Raw genomic sequence first — 20,039 nt, 5'->3', positions numbered from 1 at the left:
CATGGACCCGAACCCACTGACGATGGTGCGGGCGCTGTGCCTGGCGCTTCCCGAGGCCACCGAGCGCACCAGCCACGGCGAACCGTCCTGGTTCGTCCGCAAGTCACCACAGTTCGCGATGTTTTCCGACCATCATCACGACGACCGTGTCGGTTTCGTCGCCGCTGCCCCGGCCGGGGCACAGCAAGCGTGGGTCGCGAAGGACAGCACCCGCTTCTACGTACCCCCGTACTTCGGCGGGCGAGGGTGGATCGGCGTCTACCTCGACGTGCCGCAGGACTGGGAGGACATCGCCGACATCGTGGAGGATGCGTACCGGACGGTGGCGCCCAAGACGCTGCTGACCCAACTCGATGCCGAGCGCCAACCCGAATGACCTCTGCTCTGATGTGGTTCGCGGTCATCGTGGCCTGCGCGATCGTCGCCGTCGCTGTGATCAGTCTGCGGGGACGCCGGGATCTGACGACGCCCGAGGAACGCGCGGTCCACGCGACACTGCACACTGCGTCGCTGGCGGCTCGCCCGCTCCGACGGGGCCTGGACACCGAGTCCGCGGCCGAGGCCGCGCCTCATCTTCGCGCGCTCACCGGTGGTGACGCGCTGGGCGTCGCCGATGCCGACGCGCACCTGCTGGCGTGGAACGGCCCCCACGAGGAGGTCGTCGGGCAGTTCCGTGAGGCGGCCGCACGGGCAGTCCGCGGGCAGCGCCGCATTCTGATCACCGCGCCTGCCGGTGCGACGTGGCGCACCGTGGTGGTCCAGCCGTTGCTCGTCGAGGACGTCGGAGTCGTGGGAGTTCTGGGCGTCGTGACGACGTCGACGCCGGGGCCAGGCATGCTCGGGGCCGTCGGCGAGGTTGCCCGGTACGCCTGCGGACAGATCGAGTTGGCCGAACTCGACGCCTCGCGCGCCCGCCTCGACCGCGCGGAAGTCCGAGCACTGCGAGCCCAGATCAGCCCGCACTTCATCTACAACGCGCTCGGTACGGTTGCGTCGTTCGTCCGTACCGATCCCGACAGGGCACGAGAGCTGGTGCTGGAGTTCGCGGATTTCACCCGCTACTCCTTCCGTAACTCCGGTGAGTTCACCGTCCTGTCCGACGAGCTACGCAACATCGATCGGTACCTGACGCTCGAGCGGGCGCGCTTCGGCGACACTCTGCAGGTCACGTTGCAGGTCGCGCCCGAGGTGCTGAACGTCGCGTTACCGTTCCTCGCGCTCCAACCCCTGGTCGAGAACGCGGTGCGGCACGGGATCGCCGGTCGTGCAGGCGGCGGCACCATCACCATCGTCGCCGCCGACGAGGGAACCGACTGCCTCATCAGCGTCGAGGACGACGGCGTCGGGATGGATCCGGAGCTGCTGCGCTCGGGAACGCTGGATTCCGACGAGGCCGCGCACGTGGGTCTGTCGAATGTGGACGATCGACTGCGCGCGGCATTCGGGAACGACTACGGTCTCGTCGTGGACACGGGCGTGGGTGCCGGAACGAAGGTCAGCATGCGGGTTCCCAAGTTCAAAGCGGGGATTCGGGCATGACCGTCGTGCTCGGCAGCGTTGGATGTCTGGGATGATGCGGTGATGACCGGTCTTGTTGTGCTTGCAGTCGACGACGAGAAGCCGGCGCTCGACGAGTTGGCGTTTCTGCTGGACAGGCAGGAATCGGTGGCCGAGGTCTTCGTGGCGTCGGACGCCACCACGGCGTTACGCCGTCTGCAGCACCCGGTCGACGCCTCCTACCCGGCGATCGACGCGGTGTTCCTCGACATCAACATGCCGGGGCTCGACGGGTTGGAATTGGCCGGAATCCTCTCGAATTTCGTGCATCCACCGGCGGTCGTGTTCGTCACGGCCCACGACGACCGAGCGCTGGCCGCCTTCGACCTGGGTGCTGTCGACTACCTGCTCAAACCGTTGCGCGAGGATCGTCTTGCGGAATCCCTGCGTCGGATCACCGCCGCCGGCCGACGCCCGGAGACGCAGGAACAGAGCGCGGGCGACGAGATCATCCCGGTCGAACTCGGCGGGACGACGACCCTCGTGCAGCGTGCGAGCGTGGGATGGGTGGAGGCGGACGGCGACTACGCCCGGCTGCACACCACCACGGGTTCTCACCTCGTGCGCATTCCCATCTCCACCCTCGAAAATCGTTGGGCCGAAGTCGGTTTCCTTCGGGTGCACCGGTCCTACCTGGTGTCCCTGTCGTTGGTGACGGGCATCAAGAGCGTCGGATCGGGGCTCGTGGTGTGCCTTCGTCGCCACGGCGACCTCGCTGCCGTCGAACTCCCGGTGAGCAGGCGCCACACCCGGGCACTGAAGGATCGCCTCGTCCGCGGGCCGCTGCAATCCTGGTCGAATCGGTGACCGAGCCGGCTCGGACGCCGCGTGAACGGGTGGTGCTCGCTCGCAGGCGCGGCGCCCGGATTGTCAGAACACGGGTGGAAGTGCAGGAACACACCGAGGTCGGCGACGCCATGGTGCGTGGCCTCGTTCGAGCCCAACTGCTGTTGTCGATCAGGCTCGCCGTGGTGACGCTCGCCGTACTGTTCTCGATTCCGTTGCTGGGCCTGCTCGTTCCCGCGTTCTCCGACGCCGTGGTGTTCGGAGTTCGGTTGCCGTGGGTCGTGCTCGGGGTTGCGGTGTACCCATTGCTGCTGGGTGTCGGCTGGATCTACGTCCGTCGCTCCGAGCGCATCGAGCAGCAGTTTCTCGACCTGGTGGACGATTGATCATGACGGGTGTGCCGTGGTTGACGGTGGGAGCGTTGCTGATCGCCGCGTTCGCGACCGTCGCCATCGGTGTGTACGGCGTGCGCCTGGCCCGTACGACCTCGGACTTCCTGGTCGCGTCACGCACTGTGGGGCCGAAGTGGAACGCGGCCGCTATTTCCGGTGAATACCTTTCGGCTGCATCGTTTCTCGGGGTCGCCGGCCTCATCGCGAAGTACGGTGCCGACGCCCTGTGGTATCCGATCGGTTTCACCGCCGGGTATCTCGGTCTACTGCTGTTCGTCGCGGCGCCGCTTCGACGCAGCGGGGCGTACACCGTTCCGGATTTCGCCGAGTTCCGGCTTGGTTCGCAGCGATTGCGCACACTCGCGATGTTCGTCGTCGTGGTCATCTGCGCCCTGTACCTCGTCCCACAGTTCCAGGGTGCGGGGCTCACGCTCAACATCCTGCTGGGAGTTCCAGGGTGGGTGGGCGCGGCAATCGTCGGGTTCATCGTCATCGCCAACGTCGTCGGTGGAGGAATGCGCTCCATCACGTTCGTGCAGGCCTTCCAGTACTGGTTGAAGCTGACGGCCGTCGCCGTCCCCGCCCTCGTGCTGTCCGTGCACTTCTTCTCCGACGATCGCGCGGTCGGCAGCCCTGCGCCACCGACGGTGGATCGGGCGACGACGGTCGAGATCAACACCGACGTTCTCGTTCAAGTGGATTCACCGATAGGCGCGCTCATCAGCGGCACTCTCGACGGCGACAGCGTCGACGGCGCCGTGGTGCTGGGTGCAGGCACGCACGAGTTGTCCGAGGGAACGTCCCTGGTGCTCGACGCGGGTTCGGCCGTTCCCGTCGTGGCGGGCGCACCGACGACGGACCTTCAGTGGGCGATGCCCGGGGGTGGTCTCGGCGGCATGCATCCGCTGTACCAGGTGTATTCGCTCATTCTGGCGACATTCCTCGGCACCCTCGGTTTGCCCCACGTGCTCGTGCGGTTCTACACGAACCCCGACGGTCGTGCGGCGCGGTTGACGTCGCTGACGGTCCTCGGTCTGCTCGGCTTGTTCTATCTCTTCCCGACTCTGCTGGGAGTCTTCGCGCGTCTGTACGTTCCGCAATTGTTGATCACCGGGAACTCCGACGCGGCGGTGCTGCTGTTGCCCGGGTCGGTGCTGTCCGGTGTGGGAGGCCAACTCCTGGCCGCTCTCGTCGCCGCCGGGGCCATCGCCGCGTTCCTGTCGACGTCGTCGGGTCTGTTGGTGAGCATCGCCGGTGTGCTCAGCACCGATGTCCTGCGCGGCCGCGTCCGAGACTTCCGCATCGCAGCGGTGCTCGCGGGAGCCGTGCCGTTGGCGATGTCCCTCGGGCTCGCGTCGCTCGATCTGTCCCGCACGGTGGGGCTGGTGTTCGCGGTTGCCGCGTCGACGCTGTGCCCCCTCCTCGTGCTGGGCATCTGGTGGCGCGGACTGACCGCGGTCGGTGCAGCAGCCGGGCTGATCGGCGGCGGAACCGTCTCGCTCGTGGCGGCATCGCTGTCGGTGTTCGGAATACCGGAGGCATGGGTCGGGGGATGGGCGGCGACGATCCTCGGGTACCCCGCCGCGGTCAGCGTGCCGCTCGCCTTCGGGTCGATGTACCTGGTCAGCAAGGCCACATCACGGACGATTCCCGTCGACATCGGAGGCATTTTCACCCGGTTGCACGCTCCCGAACGCCTGGGAGTCGGCAAAGACCGCGAGGGCGAGCTCTGACACGACGCCCGTTTGTCGCGGCGAGACAACCGTTCGGCGCAGACCTACGCAGCTGAACGTGTGACCGACGCCACCACGTTCTTTTGTGATCTCCATCTCACTACTCTCAGTCCAGATCTTCCGTCACACCCCGTGACGCCACGACGAGGGAGCAACTTTCGTGACAACACCGGACACATCTCCACCACCGGACGAGCAGGCGTTCATCGACATGCAGGCAAGCCCTGAATTCCAGGAACTGCGACGACGCCTGCGCAGCTTCGTGTTCCCGATGACCGCGTTCTTCCTGATCTGGTACATCGTCTACGTGCTGCTGAGCAACTACGCGCAGGACTTCATGTCCACCCCTGTCTGGGGCAACGTCAACGTCGGCCTGCTCCTCGGACTCGGGCAGTTCGTCACCACCTTCGCGATCACGGGCATCTACGTTCGCTTCGCAAACCGTGAACTCGACCCGCGCGCCGAGGCACTGCGCAACGACATGATCGCGTCCCAGGAGGCCAAGCGATGACCTCGAGCCAGATTCCGATTCCTTCCGCAGGCACTCACTTCCTGGCGCAAGCCGCAGACACCACCGTCGGAGAACCACTCGTCAACATCGCGATCTTCGGCGCGTTCGTCGCCGTCACGATGTTCGTCGTCATCCGCGCCTCCAAGAAGAACGCGACCGCATCCGAGTTCTTCACCGCCGGTGGCGGATTCTCCGGACCGCAGAACGGCGTCGCCATCGCAGGCGACTATCTCTCCGCGGCAAGCTTCCTCGGTATCGCGGGCGCCATCGCCGTCTACGGCTACGACGGCTTCCTGTACTCCATCGGCTTCCTCGTCGCCTGGCTGGTCGCACTGCTGCTGGTAGCCGAGTTGCTCCGCAACACAGGAAAGTTCACGATGGCCGACGTGCTGAGCTTCCGTCTCAAGCAACGTCCGGTGCGCACCGCGGCCGCGCTGTCGACACTGACGGTGTCGCTGTTCTACCTCCTCGCACAGATGGCGGGCGCAGGCGGACTCGTCGCACTGCTGCTCGACATCTCCGACCGCACCGGGCAGTCCATCGTCATCGCCGTCGTCGGCGTGTTGATGATCGTCTACGTCCTCGTCGGTGGCATGAAGGGCACCACCTGGGTCCAGATCATCAAGGCAGTTCTGCTGATCGCCGGTGCGCTGTTCATGACAGTGCTCGTCCTCGCGAAGTTCGGTTTCAACATCTCCGAGCTGCTCGGCAGCGCCCAGGAAACCATCGCCGGTTCGGCCGATCCGACCGTCGCGGCCCGTGAGGTACTCGAGCCGGGTGCGCAGTACGGCGGCAGCAACATGTCCAAGCTGAACTTCCTGTCGCTCGGCATCGCACTCGTGCTCGGAACTGCCGGTCTCCCACACGTTCTCATGCGCTTCTACACGGTCCCCACCGCCAAGGAAGCCCGTCGCAGCGTCGTCTGGGCCATCGCACTCATCGGTGCTTTCTACCTCTTCACCCTGGTGCTCGGCTACGGTGCCGCAGCAATTGTCGGACCGGACCGCATCCTGGCGTCGGCAGGCGGACAGAACTCCGCGGCACCGCTGCTGGCCTTCGAGCTCGGCGGCGTCATCCTGCTCGGTGTCATCTCGGCGGTCGCCTTCGCGACGATTCTCGCCGTGGTCGCCGGCCTGACCATCACCGCGTCGGCGTCGTTCGCTCACGACATCTATGCCAGCGTCATCAAGAAGGGTGACGTCGACGAGAAGAAGCAGGTCAAGGTCTCGCGCATCACCGCCGTCGTGATCGGTGCACTGGCCATCGGCCTCGGCATCCTGGCGAACGGTCAGAACATCGCGTTCCTCGTCGCACTCGCCTTCGCGGTTGCTGCCGCGGCGAACCTGCCGACCATCGTGTACTCGCTGTTCTGGCGTCGTTTCAACACCACCGGCGCACTGTGCAGCATGTACGGCGGCCTGATCTCGACGCTCGTGCTCATCGTCTTCTCCCCGGCCGTGTCCGGATCGAAGACCGCGATGATCCCCGGCTCGGACTTCGCCTGGTTCCCGTTGTCCAACCCCGGAATCGTCTCCATCCCACTCGCATTCGTGCTCGGCATCGTCGGAACGCTGCTGTCGAAGGACAGTGAGAGCCGTGCCAAGCAAGCCGAGATGGAGGTTCGTTCGCTCACCGGCATCGGTGCGGAGAAGGCCACCGCGCACTGAGGGTTCCATCGCTGTCTTCTCGCACACCTTCCAGTCCCTCGCACAGGTTGCAGCCTGTGCGGGGGACTGCGGCGTGTGCGGGGGAGGAACTGGTAGCTATCACAACTCCGCGGGCCCCGGTGAGGTCTGCCTCACACATCGGGGTTGACGGGTTTGGTTACGATCCCTTCCGTGGCCAAGCTGAAGGTAACCGTCAACGTCCCGCTCGACCCCGAGACCGCGTGGACTCATGCGTCCGATCTGTCCGACTACGACAAGTGGTTGTCCATCCACGAAGGTTGGCGCTGTGACCTGCCGGATCAGCTGTCGGTGGGTACTACGTTGGAGTCCGTCGCGTCGGTGAAAGGCATGCGTAACCGCGTCCGGTGGACCATCGAGAGCTACGACCCGCCGAAGAAGCTGAAGCTGAAGGGCAGCGGCAAGGGCGGAGTGAAGATCGGGCTGGTGCTGTCGGTCGCGGAGGGCAAGAGCGGCGGCTCCGACTTGACGCTGGACGTCGAGCTCGGGGGTGCTCCGCTGTTCGGTCCGATCGGATCCGGCGTCGCTCGGGCGCTGAAAGGCGACATCGAGAATTCGATGAAGACTTTCGAATCGCTGTACGCCTGACAACGGAGAGGCCTTTCCATGCCCGGCAGACACAGTGCCCCTGGTAGACACAGTGCCCCCGCGTCGGGTGCGAGCGCCGTTCCGGCGGTGAAGTACGGGATCATCGCCGTCGTTCTCCTACTCGTCGTCGGAGGTGGCGTGTTCGCCGCGCAGAAGGCCTTCGGTTCCGACTGCGAGGATCCGGCCACGTACTCCTTGGCCGCCGATCCGGCTATTGCCGGTGTGATTCAGCAGGTCGTCGACGACACCTCGGCCGAGGACCTCGGGTGCGCGACGGTCGAGGTCACTGCGACCGATTCCGGAACGGCGTCGGCTGCGGTGTCGATGGGTTCCGACGCCCCGTCGCTGTGGATCCCGGATTCGGCACTGTGGGTGGGAAAGGCCGTGCGTGCGACTGGCTCGCTGGTGGACGTGGCGAGCCAGTCGGTGGCGAGTTCCCCGGCGGTGATCGCCGCACGTAAGGACGAGGTTCCGTTCTTCGATTCCTGGCTGACGGCTCTGCAGCTGAAAAGCTTGCGCATCGGAAATCCGTTGACCAACACAATTTCCGACGCCGCCATTCTCGGGGCGCTCTCGGAGGCAGGGTCCGACGCGGACGCCGTGGATTCGGTGTCGGCCGCTCTCGTGCCGATCGCACAGGCGCAGGCCGCTACACGTGGTGAAGCCGACCCGGCCGTGCGCTTGCAGGAGATGGTCGACGACGGTGGAGTGTCGGTGGTGTCGGAGCAGTCGTACCTCGATTTTCAGCAGTCCACCGGTGCCGAGCTCGGGCTGACGACGCCTCCCACGGGTAGTTTCTTCTTGAACTTTCCTCTGGCCGTGACCGAACAGGCCGACGACCGCGTCGAGGGTGCGAAGGCTGCAGGACTGGCCGTCGCGGAGGCCCTGGCGTCGGAGACCGGGTTGCAAGCGCTGTCCGACGCCGGATTCCGCGCACCCGACGGCACTCCGCTCAGCGACGGCCGGGGTGTCGGGGACATCGAGGCGTTGACCATCGCCGATCAGCAGACCGCCGAGGAGACTCTGCGTCGCTACCAGGTTCTGGCCCTGCCGTCGCGCACCCTCGTGATGGAGGACGTATCGGGGTCGATGGGGTACAGCGCGGGCGCGGACACACGTATCGGACTGACTGTGCAGGCCAGTGATACCGGCAATGCGCTGTTCCCGAACAATGCCGCGCTGGGGCTGTGGGCGTTCTCGATCGGGCTCGGTGGCGGAGACCAGGACTACCGCGAGTTGGTACCGATTCGGCGTCTGGACGAGGACGTGAACGGCACGTCGCAGCGTGACCTCCTGCTGCAGGCGACGCGAACGCTCCCAGGTCTCGTAGGCGGCGGAACAGGCCTGTACGACACAGCGCTCGCGGCGTTCCGCCAGGTCAAAGAGGGGTACGACCCCGACTACATCAACAGCGTCATCATTCTCACCGACGGTTCCAACGAGGACCCGGGCAGCATCTCGCTCGACGAACTCCTGTCGACGTTGCGCGCCGAGCAGGATCCGAGCAAGCCTGTCGTCATCGTCACGATCGGTATCACCGACGACGCCGACGCCGGTGTCCTTCAGCAGATCTCCGCGGCGACCGGCGGAACCAGCTTTCTGGCCAGAAATCCGGCGGAAATCCCCAACGTTTTTGTGAATGCTCTCAAGAGCCGCGCAGGACGCTGATTTTCCCGCTATTTTTGGGTTTGCCGTTTGCTCGGCGCGCTTTGTCGTGCATGATGCAGCGTGCAACGGAAGCTGACTGTTTGGGGGAACACGGGGATGTCGGGGCGTCACGGAACGGGAACGCGCAGCAATCCGCTGTACGTGTGGGGCGCGATCGTCGTCACGGCGGTAGTGGTCGTCGTCGGGGGTTATTTCGGAGTGCAGGCTGTTCGCGCAGGCGGGGCCGAGTGCGACACCGTCGAGCAGGTGTCCGTTGCAGTCGATCCCACCGTCGCCCCGGTCGTCACGGACGTGTTGTCCACGGTGGAACCCGTGGACCGAGGGTGCACCGATTTCGACATCAGGGCCGAGGCGCCGACGGACACGGCCACCGAACTCGCCGGCAACAACGAGAACCGCCCGGACCTGTGGATCCCCGATTCGACTCTGTGGCTGCTGAAGACTCTCCGGTCGACCGGGGCGCTTCCCGAGGTGGCGAAGTCTTCGGTGGTCAACACCATGCCCGTCGTCGTCACCCGTCCGGGTGAGTCGGTTCCGGTGAACACCTGGCTGGAGGTGCTGCAGAATCCGGGCCAGCGAATCGGTGATCCACTGGACAGCAGCGCATCGCTCGCCTCGATACTCGGAGCTCTGGCGGAATCCGAGGTGGCGATCTCCGACGCCAAGGCCGTCTCCGCCGCACTGGTCCCCAAAGCTCAGGACTACGGCCGCATCGCGAACCTTCCGCACGGGACGATGGACCTCGTCGAGCAGGTTGCTGCCGACGGTGGAACATCCGTTGCAACCGAGCAGAGCGTGGTCACGTACAACACCGCGCATCCCGACGCCCCGCTCGAAGCATCCGTCCCGCCGACGGGTAGCTATTTCTTGAACTATCCGCTCGCGGTGACGGCCGCGGCCGGTCCGGACTACGACCGCGTCAAGGATGCGGGCACCGCATTGGCGTCGGCGTTGTCGACCGCCTCGGCCACCGAAGTCCTGACGGCGGCCGGGTTCAGGCAGGCCAGCGGTGTGCCACTGGCCGACGGCAGCGGGGTCGGTTCGGTGGCGTCGCTGGAGTTGAAGAACCCGCTGGCAATCGAATCGACGTTGCGTGACTGGTCGGTGTTGGCGCTTCCGCTCCGCACACTCGTGGTCGAGGACGTCTCCGGTTCCATGGCTGCGCGGTCGGGCGACTCGACGCGTATTGCGCTGACCGTGGACGCAAGCCTCGGTGCCAATGCTCTGTTCAGCGACCAGACCGAGATGGGACTGTGGGCCTTCTCCATCGGACTCGGTGGTGGCCAGCAGGACTATCGCGAGTTGGTTCCACTGGGTGCTGTGGACACGATGTTCAACGGACTGCCGCAGCGCGAGGCGATTCTGTCCGCGATCCGTGGCTTACCGACCCTGGTCGGTGGTGGAACCGGTCTGTACGACACCACTCTCGCTGCGTTCCGCCGGGTCAAGGAAGGGTACGACCCGAATTTCGTCAACAGTGTCATCCTGCTGACGGACGGTACGAACGAGGACGAGGGCAGTCCGAGTCTGGATCAGCTGATCGAGACTCTGCAGCGCGAGCAGGATCCGGTTCGTCCCGTCGTCATCGTCACGGTCGGCATTACCACCGACGCCGATCCTGTTGCGCTGCAAAGAATTGCCGCCGCGACGGGTGGTACCAGCTACGTCGCCGAGGATCCGCGTGACATCCCGGACGTGTTCGTGCAGGCGCTGAACAGCCGGACCCAGCGCATCGGCGGTGAGTAGTCCTAGACGAACGTCAGCACGATCCCGGCTGTGCAGCACAGTGCGACGACGGCGAGGGCGAGGGCGTCGGACAGGCCGGGTCGACTCGGATGTGCGGTGATCTGACCGGTGCCGCCGCGAGCGGTGATGGCCTCGCCCATTTCCGTCGCCCGACGGATGGCGATCGACATCGTCGCGGTGATCAGGTCGACGATCGAGTTGTCCGACGCGCTGTTGAGCACCGATTTCGGCCGGAGCTTGCGGGCAGCGATCATCGTGCGCATCTCGTCGATGAGCAGGGGTAGCGACCGCAGGCACAGCGCCAGGGTCGCGGCCCATTCGTCGACCGGCAATTTCAGCTTCTTCAGCGGCGAGACGAGTATGGCGACTGCGGGTGCGATGTCGCTCATCGACGTCGTCCACCCGATCATCATCGAGGCCCCCAGCAGGACGAATGCGAAGACGGTCGAACGGAGGAACAACAGCACCGCATCCAGACCGAGTGGAAGGTTGATGAGTGCGCCGACGAGGAACAGCGCCCAGATCCACCACGGAGGCCGCGGCACGGCGGTCGGCGGAACTCGGCCGATGACCCCCGCGACGACCAGCACTCCGACGACGAGTCCGATGGACGCCCAGGACGGTGCGACGACGATCGTGATGCTGATCAGCAGCACCGCGATCAGTTTCGTGCCCGCCCAGAGTCGATGGATGGGCGAGGAACCGGGCACCTGACGAAGCACGACTGTGGTCATGACGCGACCCTGCCTGCGTCGAGGACGACCGTCCGGTCGCAGATTCGGTCCATACCGTCGACGTCGTGCGAGATCACCACGATGGCAATCCCTTGTCGTCGCAGTGACCCGAGCACGTCGATGATCTCCGTTCGGCCGGGCGGATCCAAGCCGGCGAGTGGCTCGTCGAGCACGAGAATTCGAGGTCTGTTCACGATCAGTCCCGCTATCACGACGCGACGCATCTGCCCGCCGCTGAGCGAGTCGATCTCGCGGCTCGCGAGTGCGCGATCCAGCCCGACGGCGTCCATGGCCACCGACACCTTGGCCGATCCCACCTCCGGGCCTCCTGCGGACTCGATGTCCTCGGCGACCGTCCGTCGCTGCAGTTGCAGACGAGAATGCTGGAAGGCGAGGCCGACGGCACCGACGTCGTCGGCGATATCACGGCCCTCCAACTGCGCGGTGCCTGCCGAGGGTGACGTCAACCCGGCGAGGATCCAGGCCAGCGTCGACTTGCCGGATCCGTTGCCGCCGAGGACGAGGATGCCGTCGCCCTTGGCGATGGACAGGTCGATTCCGTTCAAGGCGTCCTGAGACCACGGCGTCCGGCGGTTGTAGGTGTGGGCGACGCCGGTCAACGTCATGAGGGTCGCACCGGTGCGGAAAGCGTCCGCGGAGTAGGCGAATTGCCCGCGCATCCAATCGGGCGCGTGTGCGACCTGGAACCCGCCGTGCAAATGTACGACGCGATCGGCAGCCACCGTCTCCAATTCCTGATGTGTGACGAGCACGACGGACATCCGGTGCCGCCTCGGGAGTGCCGCAAGCAATGCCACCAGACTTTCGCGGCCCTCCGCGTCGATCATCGCGGTGGCCTCGTCGGCGATGAGAAGGGCGGGACGCCGAGCCAGGGCCGACGCCACGGCAAGTCGTTGCAGCTGGCCGCCGGACAACGACGACGTGTCCCGCTCGCCCAGACCTGCCAGCCCGACTTCGGACAGTACGGATTCGACGTCGATGTCGTAGCCGGGCGGGAGTCCCCACACGACGTCGTCCGCGACGCGGCTGCCCAGCACCTGGCTTTCCGGTCGTTGCAGCACTATGGCTGTTCCTCCGGTCAGTCCGAGTCCGGCTGTGCCCGGGCGTTCCACGGTCCCCGACGTCGGCTCGCGGCCCGCAAGGATGCGTGCGAGCGTCGATTTGCCCGACCCGTTGTGTCCGACGACGGCAACGAACTCGCCGAACTCGATCCGCAGGTCGATGTTGTCCAGTGCTGCGAATGTGCTGTCTGGATAACGGAATCCGACGCTGCGCAGTTGCACTGGGAGAGGCCCGACGGCACCCTCCGTCGCGACGGGCAGTCGGTCGATCACCGGGATGGTGGCGAGGCGATCCAGAACGGCACCCAGGATCAGCCAGGCGAACAGGGCGCCGAAGACGATCGACAGTGTGGTCGTGCCGAGAATCCACCACCACCAGTAATCGAGGATGGTGCCGACGCTGTCCCGCAGAACATTCGCGGGCGTGACGAGGAAGTCGGCCCGAGACATCAAGCGGGCCAGGCCTTCCACGGTGTTCTCGATGGTCCGCAGAAACAGCTCTCGTAGTGGCGACAGAATCAGTAGCAGGCCGACCATGATCGCCCCGATTGCCGGACCCACCACCATCGACGTGGCCAGAACGGACAGCAGTCCCTGCTTCCTTCGTTTGGCCCGGCCGACGAGGCCACCCAGAATTGCGGACATGGCGACGGTGAATGCGGTGGTGGTGCCGGCTGCGACGAACGCCACGAGCACCCCCGCAACCGCGGCTGCCACGAGGGCCCGGGTGCGGTGACGCTGCACCACGACAGCCATCGGCACGGCCGCGACGATCTGAAGAGCTGTGGCCATGGGAACCAGAATCGCTACGACCGACAGGGCGACCGCAAAACTGCTCATCACCGCTGCCGTGGCCAACTCGGTAGGCGAGAGCGCCCCGGACGTGCGAGGCTCGGCGGGGCTGACTGTCACTTGTCCAGTGTGCCAGCAACCGAGATGGGCGTTTCACGCTCGGCGAACGAAAGAGGCACAGCACCGTGATTACAGTCGACGAAGAGGACTGGGAAACCCCCGTCGGCGCGCAATTGCGCGCAGCACAACGCGCCGAACTGGACGCGCGGTACGGCAACAGCAGTCACGAACCCGGCGTCGCTCCGACCTCCGAAGACATCGCGGTGTTCGTCGTCGCACGCGACGACACCCGCGTCGGAATCGGATGCGGAGCCCTGCGGCTGCTCGACGAGGGTGAAGCGGAAATCAAACGGATGTACGTCATCCCACCCGAACGCGGACGCGGCGCATCGGTGGCGATTCTGCGACAGTTGGAAACCAGTGCCCGAAACATGGGGATCCGTGTCCTGAAACTGGAGACCGGATCCGGACAACCCGATGCCGTTCGCTTCTACGAGCGCGAGGGGTACTCCCGCATCGACGGATTCGGGCCCTATATCGACTCGCCGACATCCATCTGTTTCGAACGCACGCTGTAGCCCAGACCTGATCGAGAACACCCGATACACAACAAGAGCACCCGAGAAGGTCGGGTGCTCTTGTTCATGTCATCGGGTCGGTCTGAGTCCGACTACCTGGTTCGTTGGCTCGTGGCCGGGCCTGCGGGCCTGCGACGACGGCCACCGCCTGCAGCGTGCTGCCGCTGATCCGGTTGTCCCTGGCTGGACCGTCCCTGGCTCGGCTGTCCCTGTCCGGAACGCGCCTGACCTGAACGGGTCTGCTGCCCGGACTGCGTGCGGTCACCTTGACCGGCGCCACGAACACTGCCACCGCGAGCGCTGCCACCGCGAGCGCTGCCACCGCGAGCGCTGCCACCGCGAGCGCTGCCGCCGCGGGGTGCGCCGTTGCGTGGCCGAGGGGTTCCCTGACGCTGCGGCTGCGGGGCTGCCTTCGGTGCAGGCTCGACGTAGCGAGCCTGCTCACCGACGAGTTCGGCAACCTGCGGTGAATCTGCCGTGACGCGTACGGGAGTCACCGTGATCGCGGCCTTGCGAAGCAGCACGGCAGTGTCCTTGCGCTGCTCGGGAAGGACGACGGTGACGACGTCGCCTGCGCTTCCGGCACGGGCGGTACGGCCCGAGCGGTGCAGGTAGGCCTTGTGCTCGGCAGGCGGGTCGACGTGCACGACGAGCTGAACGTCGTCGACGTGCACTCCGCGAGCCGCGACGTCGGTAGCGACGAGAACTCGAGCGGTGCCCGACGAGAACGCGAGCAGGTTACGGTCACGGGCAGCCTGAGACAGGTTGCCGTGGAGGTCCACCGACGGGATACCTGCCTCGGTGAGCTGCTTGGCAAGCTTGCGTGCCTGGTGCTTGGTGCGCATGAACAGGATCCGGCGGCCGGTGCCCGACGCCAACTGCTGCACGAGCTTCTTCTTCGCCTCGACGCCGTCGACCTCGAACACGCTGTGGGTCATGGCTTCGACGTGCGACGTTGCTTCGTCGACGGAGTGTGTGACCTGGTCGGTGAGGAATCGCTTGACGAGCTTGTCGACTCCGTTGTCCAGCGTCGCGGAGAACAGCAACCGCTGTCCCTTCTGCGGTGTGGCAGCGAGGATCCGGGTCACGACGGGAAGAAAGCCGAGATCGGCCATGTGGTCGGCCTCGTCGAGGACGGTGATCTGCACGCCGTCGAGGCTGACGTGGCGCTGCTTCATCAGGTCTTCGAGGCGTCCCGGGCAGGCGACGACGATGTCGACTCCGGCGTTCAAGGCGGATACCTGGCGGCCCTGGGACACACCGCCGAAGATCGTGGTGACCTTCAGCTTGTAGGCGGCCGCCAGCGGCTCGATGGCGACGGCGATCTGGGTCGCGAGTTCACGAGTGGGGGCCAGGATCAGTCCGCGCGGACGACCGGGCTTGCGGTTTCCCGCGAGCTGGCCGGCGAGGCGAGCGACCATGGGAATGGAGAACGCGAGGGTCTTGCCACTTCCGGTCTTTCCACGTCCGAGCACGTCGCGTCCGGCGAGGGTGTCGGGAAGAGTGTCGGCCTGGATGGGGAAGGGCTCGGTCTTGCCTTGTGCTGCAAGTGCCTCGGCGAGTGCATTCGGCACACCGAGTGAAGCAAAGGTAGTCATAGTGATGGGTTGCGCCTTTCGGGCATGGTGCTGCACCGCAAGGTTCACTGCTGTGACCTGTGAGTGCAAGGTTGGCGAGACTGCCGGTGGGCAATTTCGATCGCCGTAAGAAAAGCCTGTGCAGGGTGCACATGGACAACACGGCCGAAGCCGGGCGGAAGTTGAAGCATTCCACGACGTCTGGCGTGCAGCTACACACACCGTTGCCCAGTGTAACCGCTGAACCCTCCATCGCCTTCCCGGAGTGACGTATCAGGCAGCTCTGTGGATCGTCGCCAGCAGTTTTGCCGCGTATTCCTCGGCGAACTCGTGTTCGACGAACGAGCAATACCGTCGGGCGACCGGCATCGGGGGCGCCTGAGAGCTGTACCTGTGCCCGGTTGGAGTCTCGAAGTCGTAGACATGGATCGCCCGCGGCTCCGCTCGCTTCGGTGTGGACGTCCACCCGTCGGCTTCTTTGGCGTAGTTGCACGCGGCGCACAATCCCGCTCCGTTGTGCGCACTGGTTGCACCGCCGTGTGCGTGCGAACGAATGTGGTCGCGGTGACGTATCGGGGCGTCGCACCACGGTGTGCGGCACGTTCGGTCACGCACGTCGATCAGCGTGGCCAACGCTGTGGGAAAGCTCCGCGCCTTGGATTCCATCGCGGTCAGAGCGCCGGAGAGTGGTTCCGCGTACAGCTTGCGCAGCTCGGTGCGCACGGGTGATGCGGCGGCGTCGGCGACGAGCTTGCGTGCGATCGACGCGGGGATCTCGCCGTAGCCGCTCAGATGAGCCGGCTTCGAGTCGTGTCCGAACAGCGTCTCGTCGGAGATGACGAGGTTGACCGACACCGCGGCCCCCGAGGCTGCGCGCGCTGTACCGGTGATGCGCTCGAACGCGAGGTCGGCCATGATCTGATCGCGGGTGCGACGTTCGTCCCCCACACCGACCAAGGAGTCGGCGTCTCTTCGTAGAGTTGCCCACATCGAGACACCTCTGTCCATCGATGTCATCACCTTGAACTCGCACATGAAGTCGGGATGCGGCCGAGTGCTCGCGCGGCGTTGTTCGAACGCCCTTGCTTTCCTCCTTGCCACGGAGGCGGGGTCCAGTTCAGCTGCAAGTGCCCGGGCTCGACGCTCGATCGCGTTGTCTCCCAGGTTCTTCAAGGTTGCCGAGTCGGAGCACAGTTGCTCGTCGATCAACCGCCTGTCCTCTGCGGTCAAGCATGCAGTTTCTCTGGCGATCAGAGTTGCTCGCCACTCGTTCAGCTCACCGGAACGCAGGCGTGCGTGGGTATGGGGCATTTCGTGGACGAGGGCCCGGGCGAGGCCCAACAGCCGGCCTCCCCTGTTCGGTGATTCACGACGGGCGAGGCCGATCTGCGACGCGACTCCCTTGCGCCACTCTGCCTTCGGTCGACCCTTCGCCCTACGTTCTGCGGCAATGCTGTTCGCCACGGCATCCGTGACGGTGGCTTGGTGCGCGGAGCCGGCATTCTTCAAGTCCTCCAGCGCGGAGATGAGGTCGATTCCGGCTGCTGCGTCGTCGTCGAACTCGCCGGTGCGCAGACGGGCCACGAAATTGAGTTCTTCTGAAGCGTTCACGAGTCCCCCAAGGAATGCATTCGAACGTATGTTCTACAGTAACCGCCTCGGGCCCACGCCGCAACCACGTGCTTTCCTCAGCGGCGAACGGCTTGATATCGTTCGCGCATCGACACATATTCTCTGTGAACCAGGCCTCTCACTACGGCTGTGTACGCCGCGCACGCGCGGTGGTGATTCCGTGCGCCACGGGAGGAACCCGATCGAGGGTTCCCAGCTCCCGTCCCGTACCGAAACACCATTCATCGGAGTTCTTTCACCATGTCGTCGACACCTCTTCCCTTCACGTCCGCCATCGGCTCCCGCGCTGAACTGCGGGCAGACTGCAGCAACTGTTTTGCCCTGTGCTGCACAGCTTTAGGATTCTCTCGATCGGCGGATTTCGCCGAGGACAAGGCAGTCGGTGCACCGTGTCGACACCTCGGGTCGGATCACTCCTGCACTGTTCACGACAGTCTTCGCAGCCGCGGTTTTCGTGGGTGCACGGTATTCGACTGCTTCGGCGCAGGGCAGGCTGTGTCGCAACGTCTTTTCGGCGGTGTCGGCTGGTGTGATCGACCGGACACGCGTCAGTCGATGTTCGCGGCGTTCACGACCGTCAAGCTACTGCACGAAATGCTCTGGTACTTGGCCGAAGTGGGGGAGCGCACGTACGACTCGAATCATGTGGACGAGGCACGCAGCCTCACTAACATGATCACCGCGCTGACGGCATCAGGTCCCGAGGAGGTGCTCGCCGCCGATGTCGAGAGCCTTCATTCCACCGTGAGGGTGCTTCTGATGGATTTCAGCGAGGAAATTCGGTCTCGCTACTTCGCCGAAGGGGATCACCAGGATGCACGGCTGACACCGGGCGCGGACCTGGCTGAAATCGACCTGCGAGGACTGCCCCTGTGCGGAGCCGATCTTCGTGGCGCGTGCCTTATCGCGGCGGACCTTCGACACTGCGATCTCACGGGCGTCGACCTGCTCGGAGCAGACCTGCGTGACGCACGGGTCGAGGGAGCAGATTTCTCGGGTGCTCTGTTTTTGACCCAGTCGCAGGTGAACTCCGCGCAGGGTGACGAACGAACACGCCTACCGGCCGAGATCGGCCGCCCACGGCACTGGAACGCGAAGTGACCGAAGTGCCCTCGGCAGGATTCGAACCTGCGACCTACCCTTTAGGAGAGGGTTGCTCTATCCCCTGAGCTACGAAGGCGAGTTGTGCACGTGCGAGTGTACCGGCTCCCTTGGGGGAGGTGAATTCGTGCCCGCTACGCCAGATCGAGGGGTGGTGAACGCGAGAAGCCGCCCACACGAATGTGGGCGGCTCCGCTGACAGTGTCCGCCAGTGCGCCTCTCGGCAAGAGGCCGCTCGAAGCGGCAATGTGTTGGTACCCGGGGCATGGATCGAACACTGTCGATCGGTTCAACTCATGCCGGTGGAAAATGATTCCCCGCAGGCACGTCCTGGAAGCAGAAGCGGAGCCGACGGAGCTTTATGCTGCGCCTTGGGCTGCTTCCAGCCTGCGGGCGACGAGCGCTGCCTGCAGGTGACGGATGCCCGACGGCCTGGTCGGGTCGAACCCGGTGAGCTGCGCGATCCTCTTCAGGCGGTAATCGACGGTGTTGGTGTGCAAGTGGAGTTGCCGCGCGGACCGCTGACGATTGAGGTCGTGCGAGATGTGGATCTCGAGGGTCTCCAACAGTTCCGGTGATGCGTCGAGCGGTTCGAGGATCTGCCGGAGGTGGCGTCGTCCCGGACCTGGGCGCGTCAGCTGGTACTCGAGAACCAGATCGTCCATCCGGTACAGACCCGCCGGGCGGTGGAGTTGGTGTGCGAGTGCAAGGAGTTCGTGGACTTGGTCCGCGGCCGTCGGGATGTCCGCGGTAGCGGCTTGTTCGGCGGTGACGGTGAGCTGCACCTCGGCAGCCGTGCTGAGGCGGTGTACGAGTGCTTCCACCCATTCCTCGTCCTGCACGCCTGGAATGAGGACGGTCCCGCCCTCGGTGCTCAACATCGAGAGAGGGCTGCGGCCGCAGACGGTGGCCAGTTCAGCCTGTACCCGCCGGAGCTTGCGGCGTGCGGCGACGGTGCGTTGTATCGCTGGATCGTTCTCGTCCGGGTGCGGCGGCACGGACAGGGCGAGGACGAGATAGCTGTCCGCGAGTTCGATGCCGGACTGACGAGCGATCGATACTGCGTTGTGTCCGCTGAGGAGCGACGAGACCAGGGTGTGCGCGGCAGTGTGGTGTTCGCTGGCGACGGACTGCAGTTCTTCGACGTAGCTCTTCGACGCGGCGATCGAGACCTTCTCCGACAGCAGGACGAACATCCGTGCCGCTTCGATCAGATCGCTCGTGTCGCCTTCGCCTGCACGCTTGGACACCAGATTCCAGCCGATCTGGATTCCTTCGTGGTACACGGTCAGTACCGATTCGAGCGGTACTCCCTCGCGTGCCCACTGGCTGGCCTTGGCGCGGAGTTCTGCCAGGTCGCTCTCGTTCGGCGGACGTCGTTCGTCGAGCATCTGAACAGCGATGCTGATGCATTTGACAGTGAATTCGGTGACGTCCCCGTGCAGCTGTTCGCCGGGCAACGATCCGCAGGGTGTGTTGGCCGCGAAGTGGCCGACCAGCAATCGCGCGACAGCGCGGAAGTCGCGGAGCGGTGCCGACGCCGGCTGGCCGGCAACCATGATTCCGAGGCTTGTCGTGTTGTGAGCGGTCACAGATCAGCCTTTCGTGTAGGAACTTCAGCTCTGTCCGAAAAAAAGTTACTGATGCGTATTGTTGCGCATCCACGCAAATATGGTTGGAAACTTGACCGAAACCCCGGTGATTCTGAACCCGAAGTTTGTTTTCAGGCGTCTAACAAACTTGATCATAGGATGTTATCAACGCGTTATCCAGTCTTTCGGCGGAGAAATTTGTGAAGGCTCTCAACCTGTCTCGGA

At 65.0% G+C, this 20,039-nt stretch carries 17 protein-coding genes and 1 tRNA gene; 12 read left to right on the top strand and 6 right to left on the bottom strand.

Going from position 1 to position 20,039, the window contains the following annotated elements:
• The first annotated feature begins 1 nt into the window (after window position 1).
• The 10 genes from CH293_RS03910 to CH293_RS03865 all read left to right on the top strand — a co-directional run bounded on the left by CH293_RS03910 (window position 2) and on the right by CH293_RS03865 (window position 10,666).
• Entirely contained in the window at window positions 2-376 is a 375-nt protein-coding gene (locus tag CH293_RS03910) for an MmcQ/YjbR family DNA-binding protein (protein WP_037103782.1), read from the top strand.
• Complete coding sequence (locus CH293_RS03905; protein ID WP_094719431.1) at window positions 373-1,539, top strand: sensor histidine kinase; 1,167 nt, start codon at window positions 373-375, stop codon at window positions 1,537-1,539. Before CH293_RS03910 ends, CH293_RS03905 begins: the two co-directional genes overlap by 4 nt.
• Before the next feature lie 42 nt (window positions 1,540-1,581).
• Window positions 1,582-2,364 carry a LytTR family DNA-binding domain-containing protein gene (locus CH293_RS03900; protein ID WP_037103788.1) on the top strand — a complete coding sequence of 261 codons (783 nt, stop codon included), beginning with the start codon at window positions 1,582-1,584 and terminating at the stop codon, window positions 2,362-2,364.
• Window positions 2,361-2,729: a membrane protein gene (locus tag CH293_RS03895; RefSeq protein ID WP_037103791.1), complete on the top strand. Its 369-nt coding sequence runs from the start codon at window positions 2,361-2,363 to the stop codon at window positions 2,727-2,729. The genes CH293_RS03900 and CH293_RS03895 overlap by 4 nt, the downstream gene beginning before the upstream one ends.
• A 2-nt stretch (window positions 2,730-2,731) precedes the next feature.
• Window positions 2,732-4,468, top strand: coding sequence for a cation acetate symporter (locus tag CH293_RS03890; RefSeq protein WP_094719430.1), 1,737 nt, complete (start codon window positions 2,732-2,734; stop codon window positions 4,466-4,468).
• 211 nt (window positions 4,469-4,679) lie between these two features.
• Window positions 4,680-4,979, top strand: coding sequence for a DUF485 domain-containing protein (locus CH293_RS03885; protein WP_052059083.1), 300 nt, complete (start codon window positions 4,680-4,682; stop codon window positions 4,977-4,979).
• Complete coding sequence (locus CH293_RS03880; protein ID WP_052059076.1) at window positions 4,976-6,646, top strand: cation acetate symporter; 1,671 nt, start codon at window positions 4,976-4,978, stop codon at window positions 6,644-6,646. Before CH293_RS03885 ends, CH293_RS03880 begins: the two co-directional genes overlap by 4 nt.
• Before the next feature lie 171 nt (window positions 6,647-6,817).
• Window positions 6,818-7,252 (top strand): SRPBCC family protein, encoded by a 435-nt coding sequence (locus CH293_RS03875; protein ID WP_094719429.1) that lies wholly within the window; start codon window positions 6,818-6,820, stop codon window positions 7,250-7,252.
• A 102-nt stretch (window positions 7,253-7,354) separates the two neighbouring features.
• Entirely contained in the window at window positions 7,355-8,920 is a 1,566-nt protein-coding gene (locus CH293_RS03870) for a substrate-binding domain-containing protein (protein WP_176459909.1), read from the top strand.
• A gap of 96 nt (window positions 8,921-9,016) precedes the next feature.
• A complete protein-coding gene (locus tag CH293_RS03865; RefSeq protein WP_037103810.1) occupies window positions 9,017-10,666 on the top strand; it encodes a substrate-binding domain-containing protein in 1,650 nt (549 codons plus the stop codon).
• A 2-nt stretch (window positions 10,667-10,668) separates the two neighbouring features.
• On the opposite strand, the gene CH293_RS03860 is transcribed toward CH293_RS03865, so the two are convergent.
• Together CH293_RS03860 and CH293_RS03855 are read right to left on the bottom strand one after the other, a co-directional pair.
• Window positions 10,669-11,400, bottom strand: a complete 732-nt coding sequence (locus CH293_RS03860; RefSeq protein WP_037103813.1) for an energy-coupling factor transporter transmembrane protein EcfT — start codon at window positions 11,398-11,400, stop codon at window positions 10,669-10,671.
• Window positions 11,397-13,394 carry a DUF2232 domain-containing protein gene (locus CH293_RS03855; RefSeq protein ID WP_255122687.1) on the bottom strand — a complete coding sequence of 666 codons (1,998 nt, stop codon included), beginning with the start codon at window positions 13,392-13,394 and terminating at the stop codon, window positions 11,397-11,399. The genes CH293_RS03860 and CH293_RS03855 overlap by 4 nt, the downstream gene beginning before the upstream one ends.
• Before the next feature lie 65 nt (window positions 13,395-13,459).
• On the opposite strand from CH293_RS03855, the gene CH293_RS03850 reads away from it, so the two are divergent.
• On the top strand, window positions 13,460-13,912 hold the full coding sequence (locus tag CH293_RS03850; RefSeq protein WP_037103817.1) for a GNAT family N-acetyltransferase: 453 nt from the start codon (window positions 13,460-13,462) through the stop codon (window positions 13,910-13,912).
• Between the two features lie 92 nt (window positions 13,913-14,004).
• Here CH293_RS03850 and CH293_RS03845 read toward each other — a convergent pair whose 3' ends face one another.
• Together CH293_RS03845 and CH293_RS03840 are read right to left on the bottom strand one after the other, a co-directional pair.
• Complete coding sequence (locus CH293_RS03845) at window positions 14,005-15,510, bottom strand: DEAD/DEAH box helicase (protein ID WP_094719428.1); 1,506 nt, start codon at window positions 15,508-15,510, stop codon at window positions 14,005-14,007.
• A 252-nt stretch (window positions 15,511-15,762) separates the two neighbouring features.
• The gene (locus tag CH293_RS03840) at window positions 15,763-17,100 is read right to left on the bottom strand and encodes an HNH endonuclease signature motif containing protein (protein WP_094719427.1); all 1,338 of its coding nucleotides are present in this window, start codon (window positions 17,098-17,100) and stop codon (window positions 15,763-15,765) included.
• Between the two features lie 516 nt (window positions 17,101-17,616).
• Between CH293_RS03840 and CH293_RS03835 the strand changes: the two genes are divergently transcribed.
• The gene (locus CH293_RS03835) at window positions 17,617-18,222 is read left to right on the top strand and encodes a pentapeptide repeat-containing protein (RefSeq protein ID WP_094719426.1); all 606 of its coding nucleotides are present in this window, start codon (window positions 17,617-17,619) and stop codon (window positions 18,220-18,222) included.
• 6 nt (window positions 18,223-18,228) lie between these two features.
• Here CH293_RS03835 and CH293_RS03830 read toward each other — a convergent pair.
• Together CH293_RS03830 and CH293_RS03825 are read right to left on the bottom strand one after the other, a co-directional pair.
• Window positions 18,229-18,301, bottom strand: a tRNA-Arg gene (locus CH293_RS03830).
• A gap of 280 nt (window positions 18,302-18,581) precedes the next feature.
• The gene (locus tag CH293_RS03825; RefSeq protein ID WP_019664443.1) at window positions 18,582-19,814 is read right to left on the bottom strand and encodes a CdaR family transcriptional regulator; all 1,233 of its coding nucleotides are present in this window, start codon (window positions 19,812-19,814) and stop codon (window positions 18,582-18,584) included.
• Window positions 19,815-20,039: the final 225 nt, after the last annotated feature.

The organism is Rhodococcus sp. 14-2470-1b (assembly GCF_002259415.1).
Taxonomy (GTDB): domain Bacteria; phylum Actinomycetota; class Actinomycetes; order Mycobacteriales; family Mycobacteriaceae; genus Rhodococcoides.
Note: the sequence above shows the minus strand (reverse complement) of the source record. Positions and strands in the feature narration are given on the sequence as shown.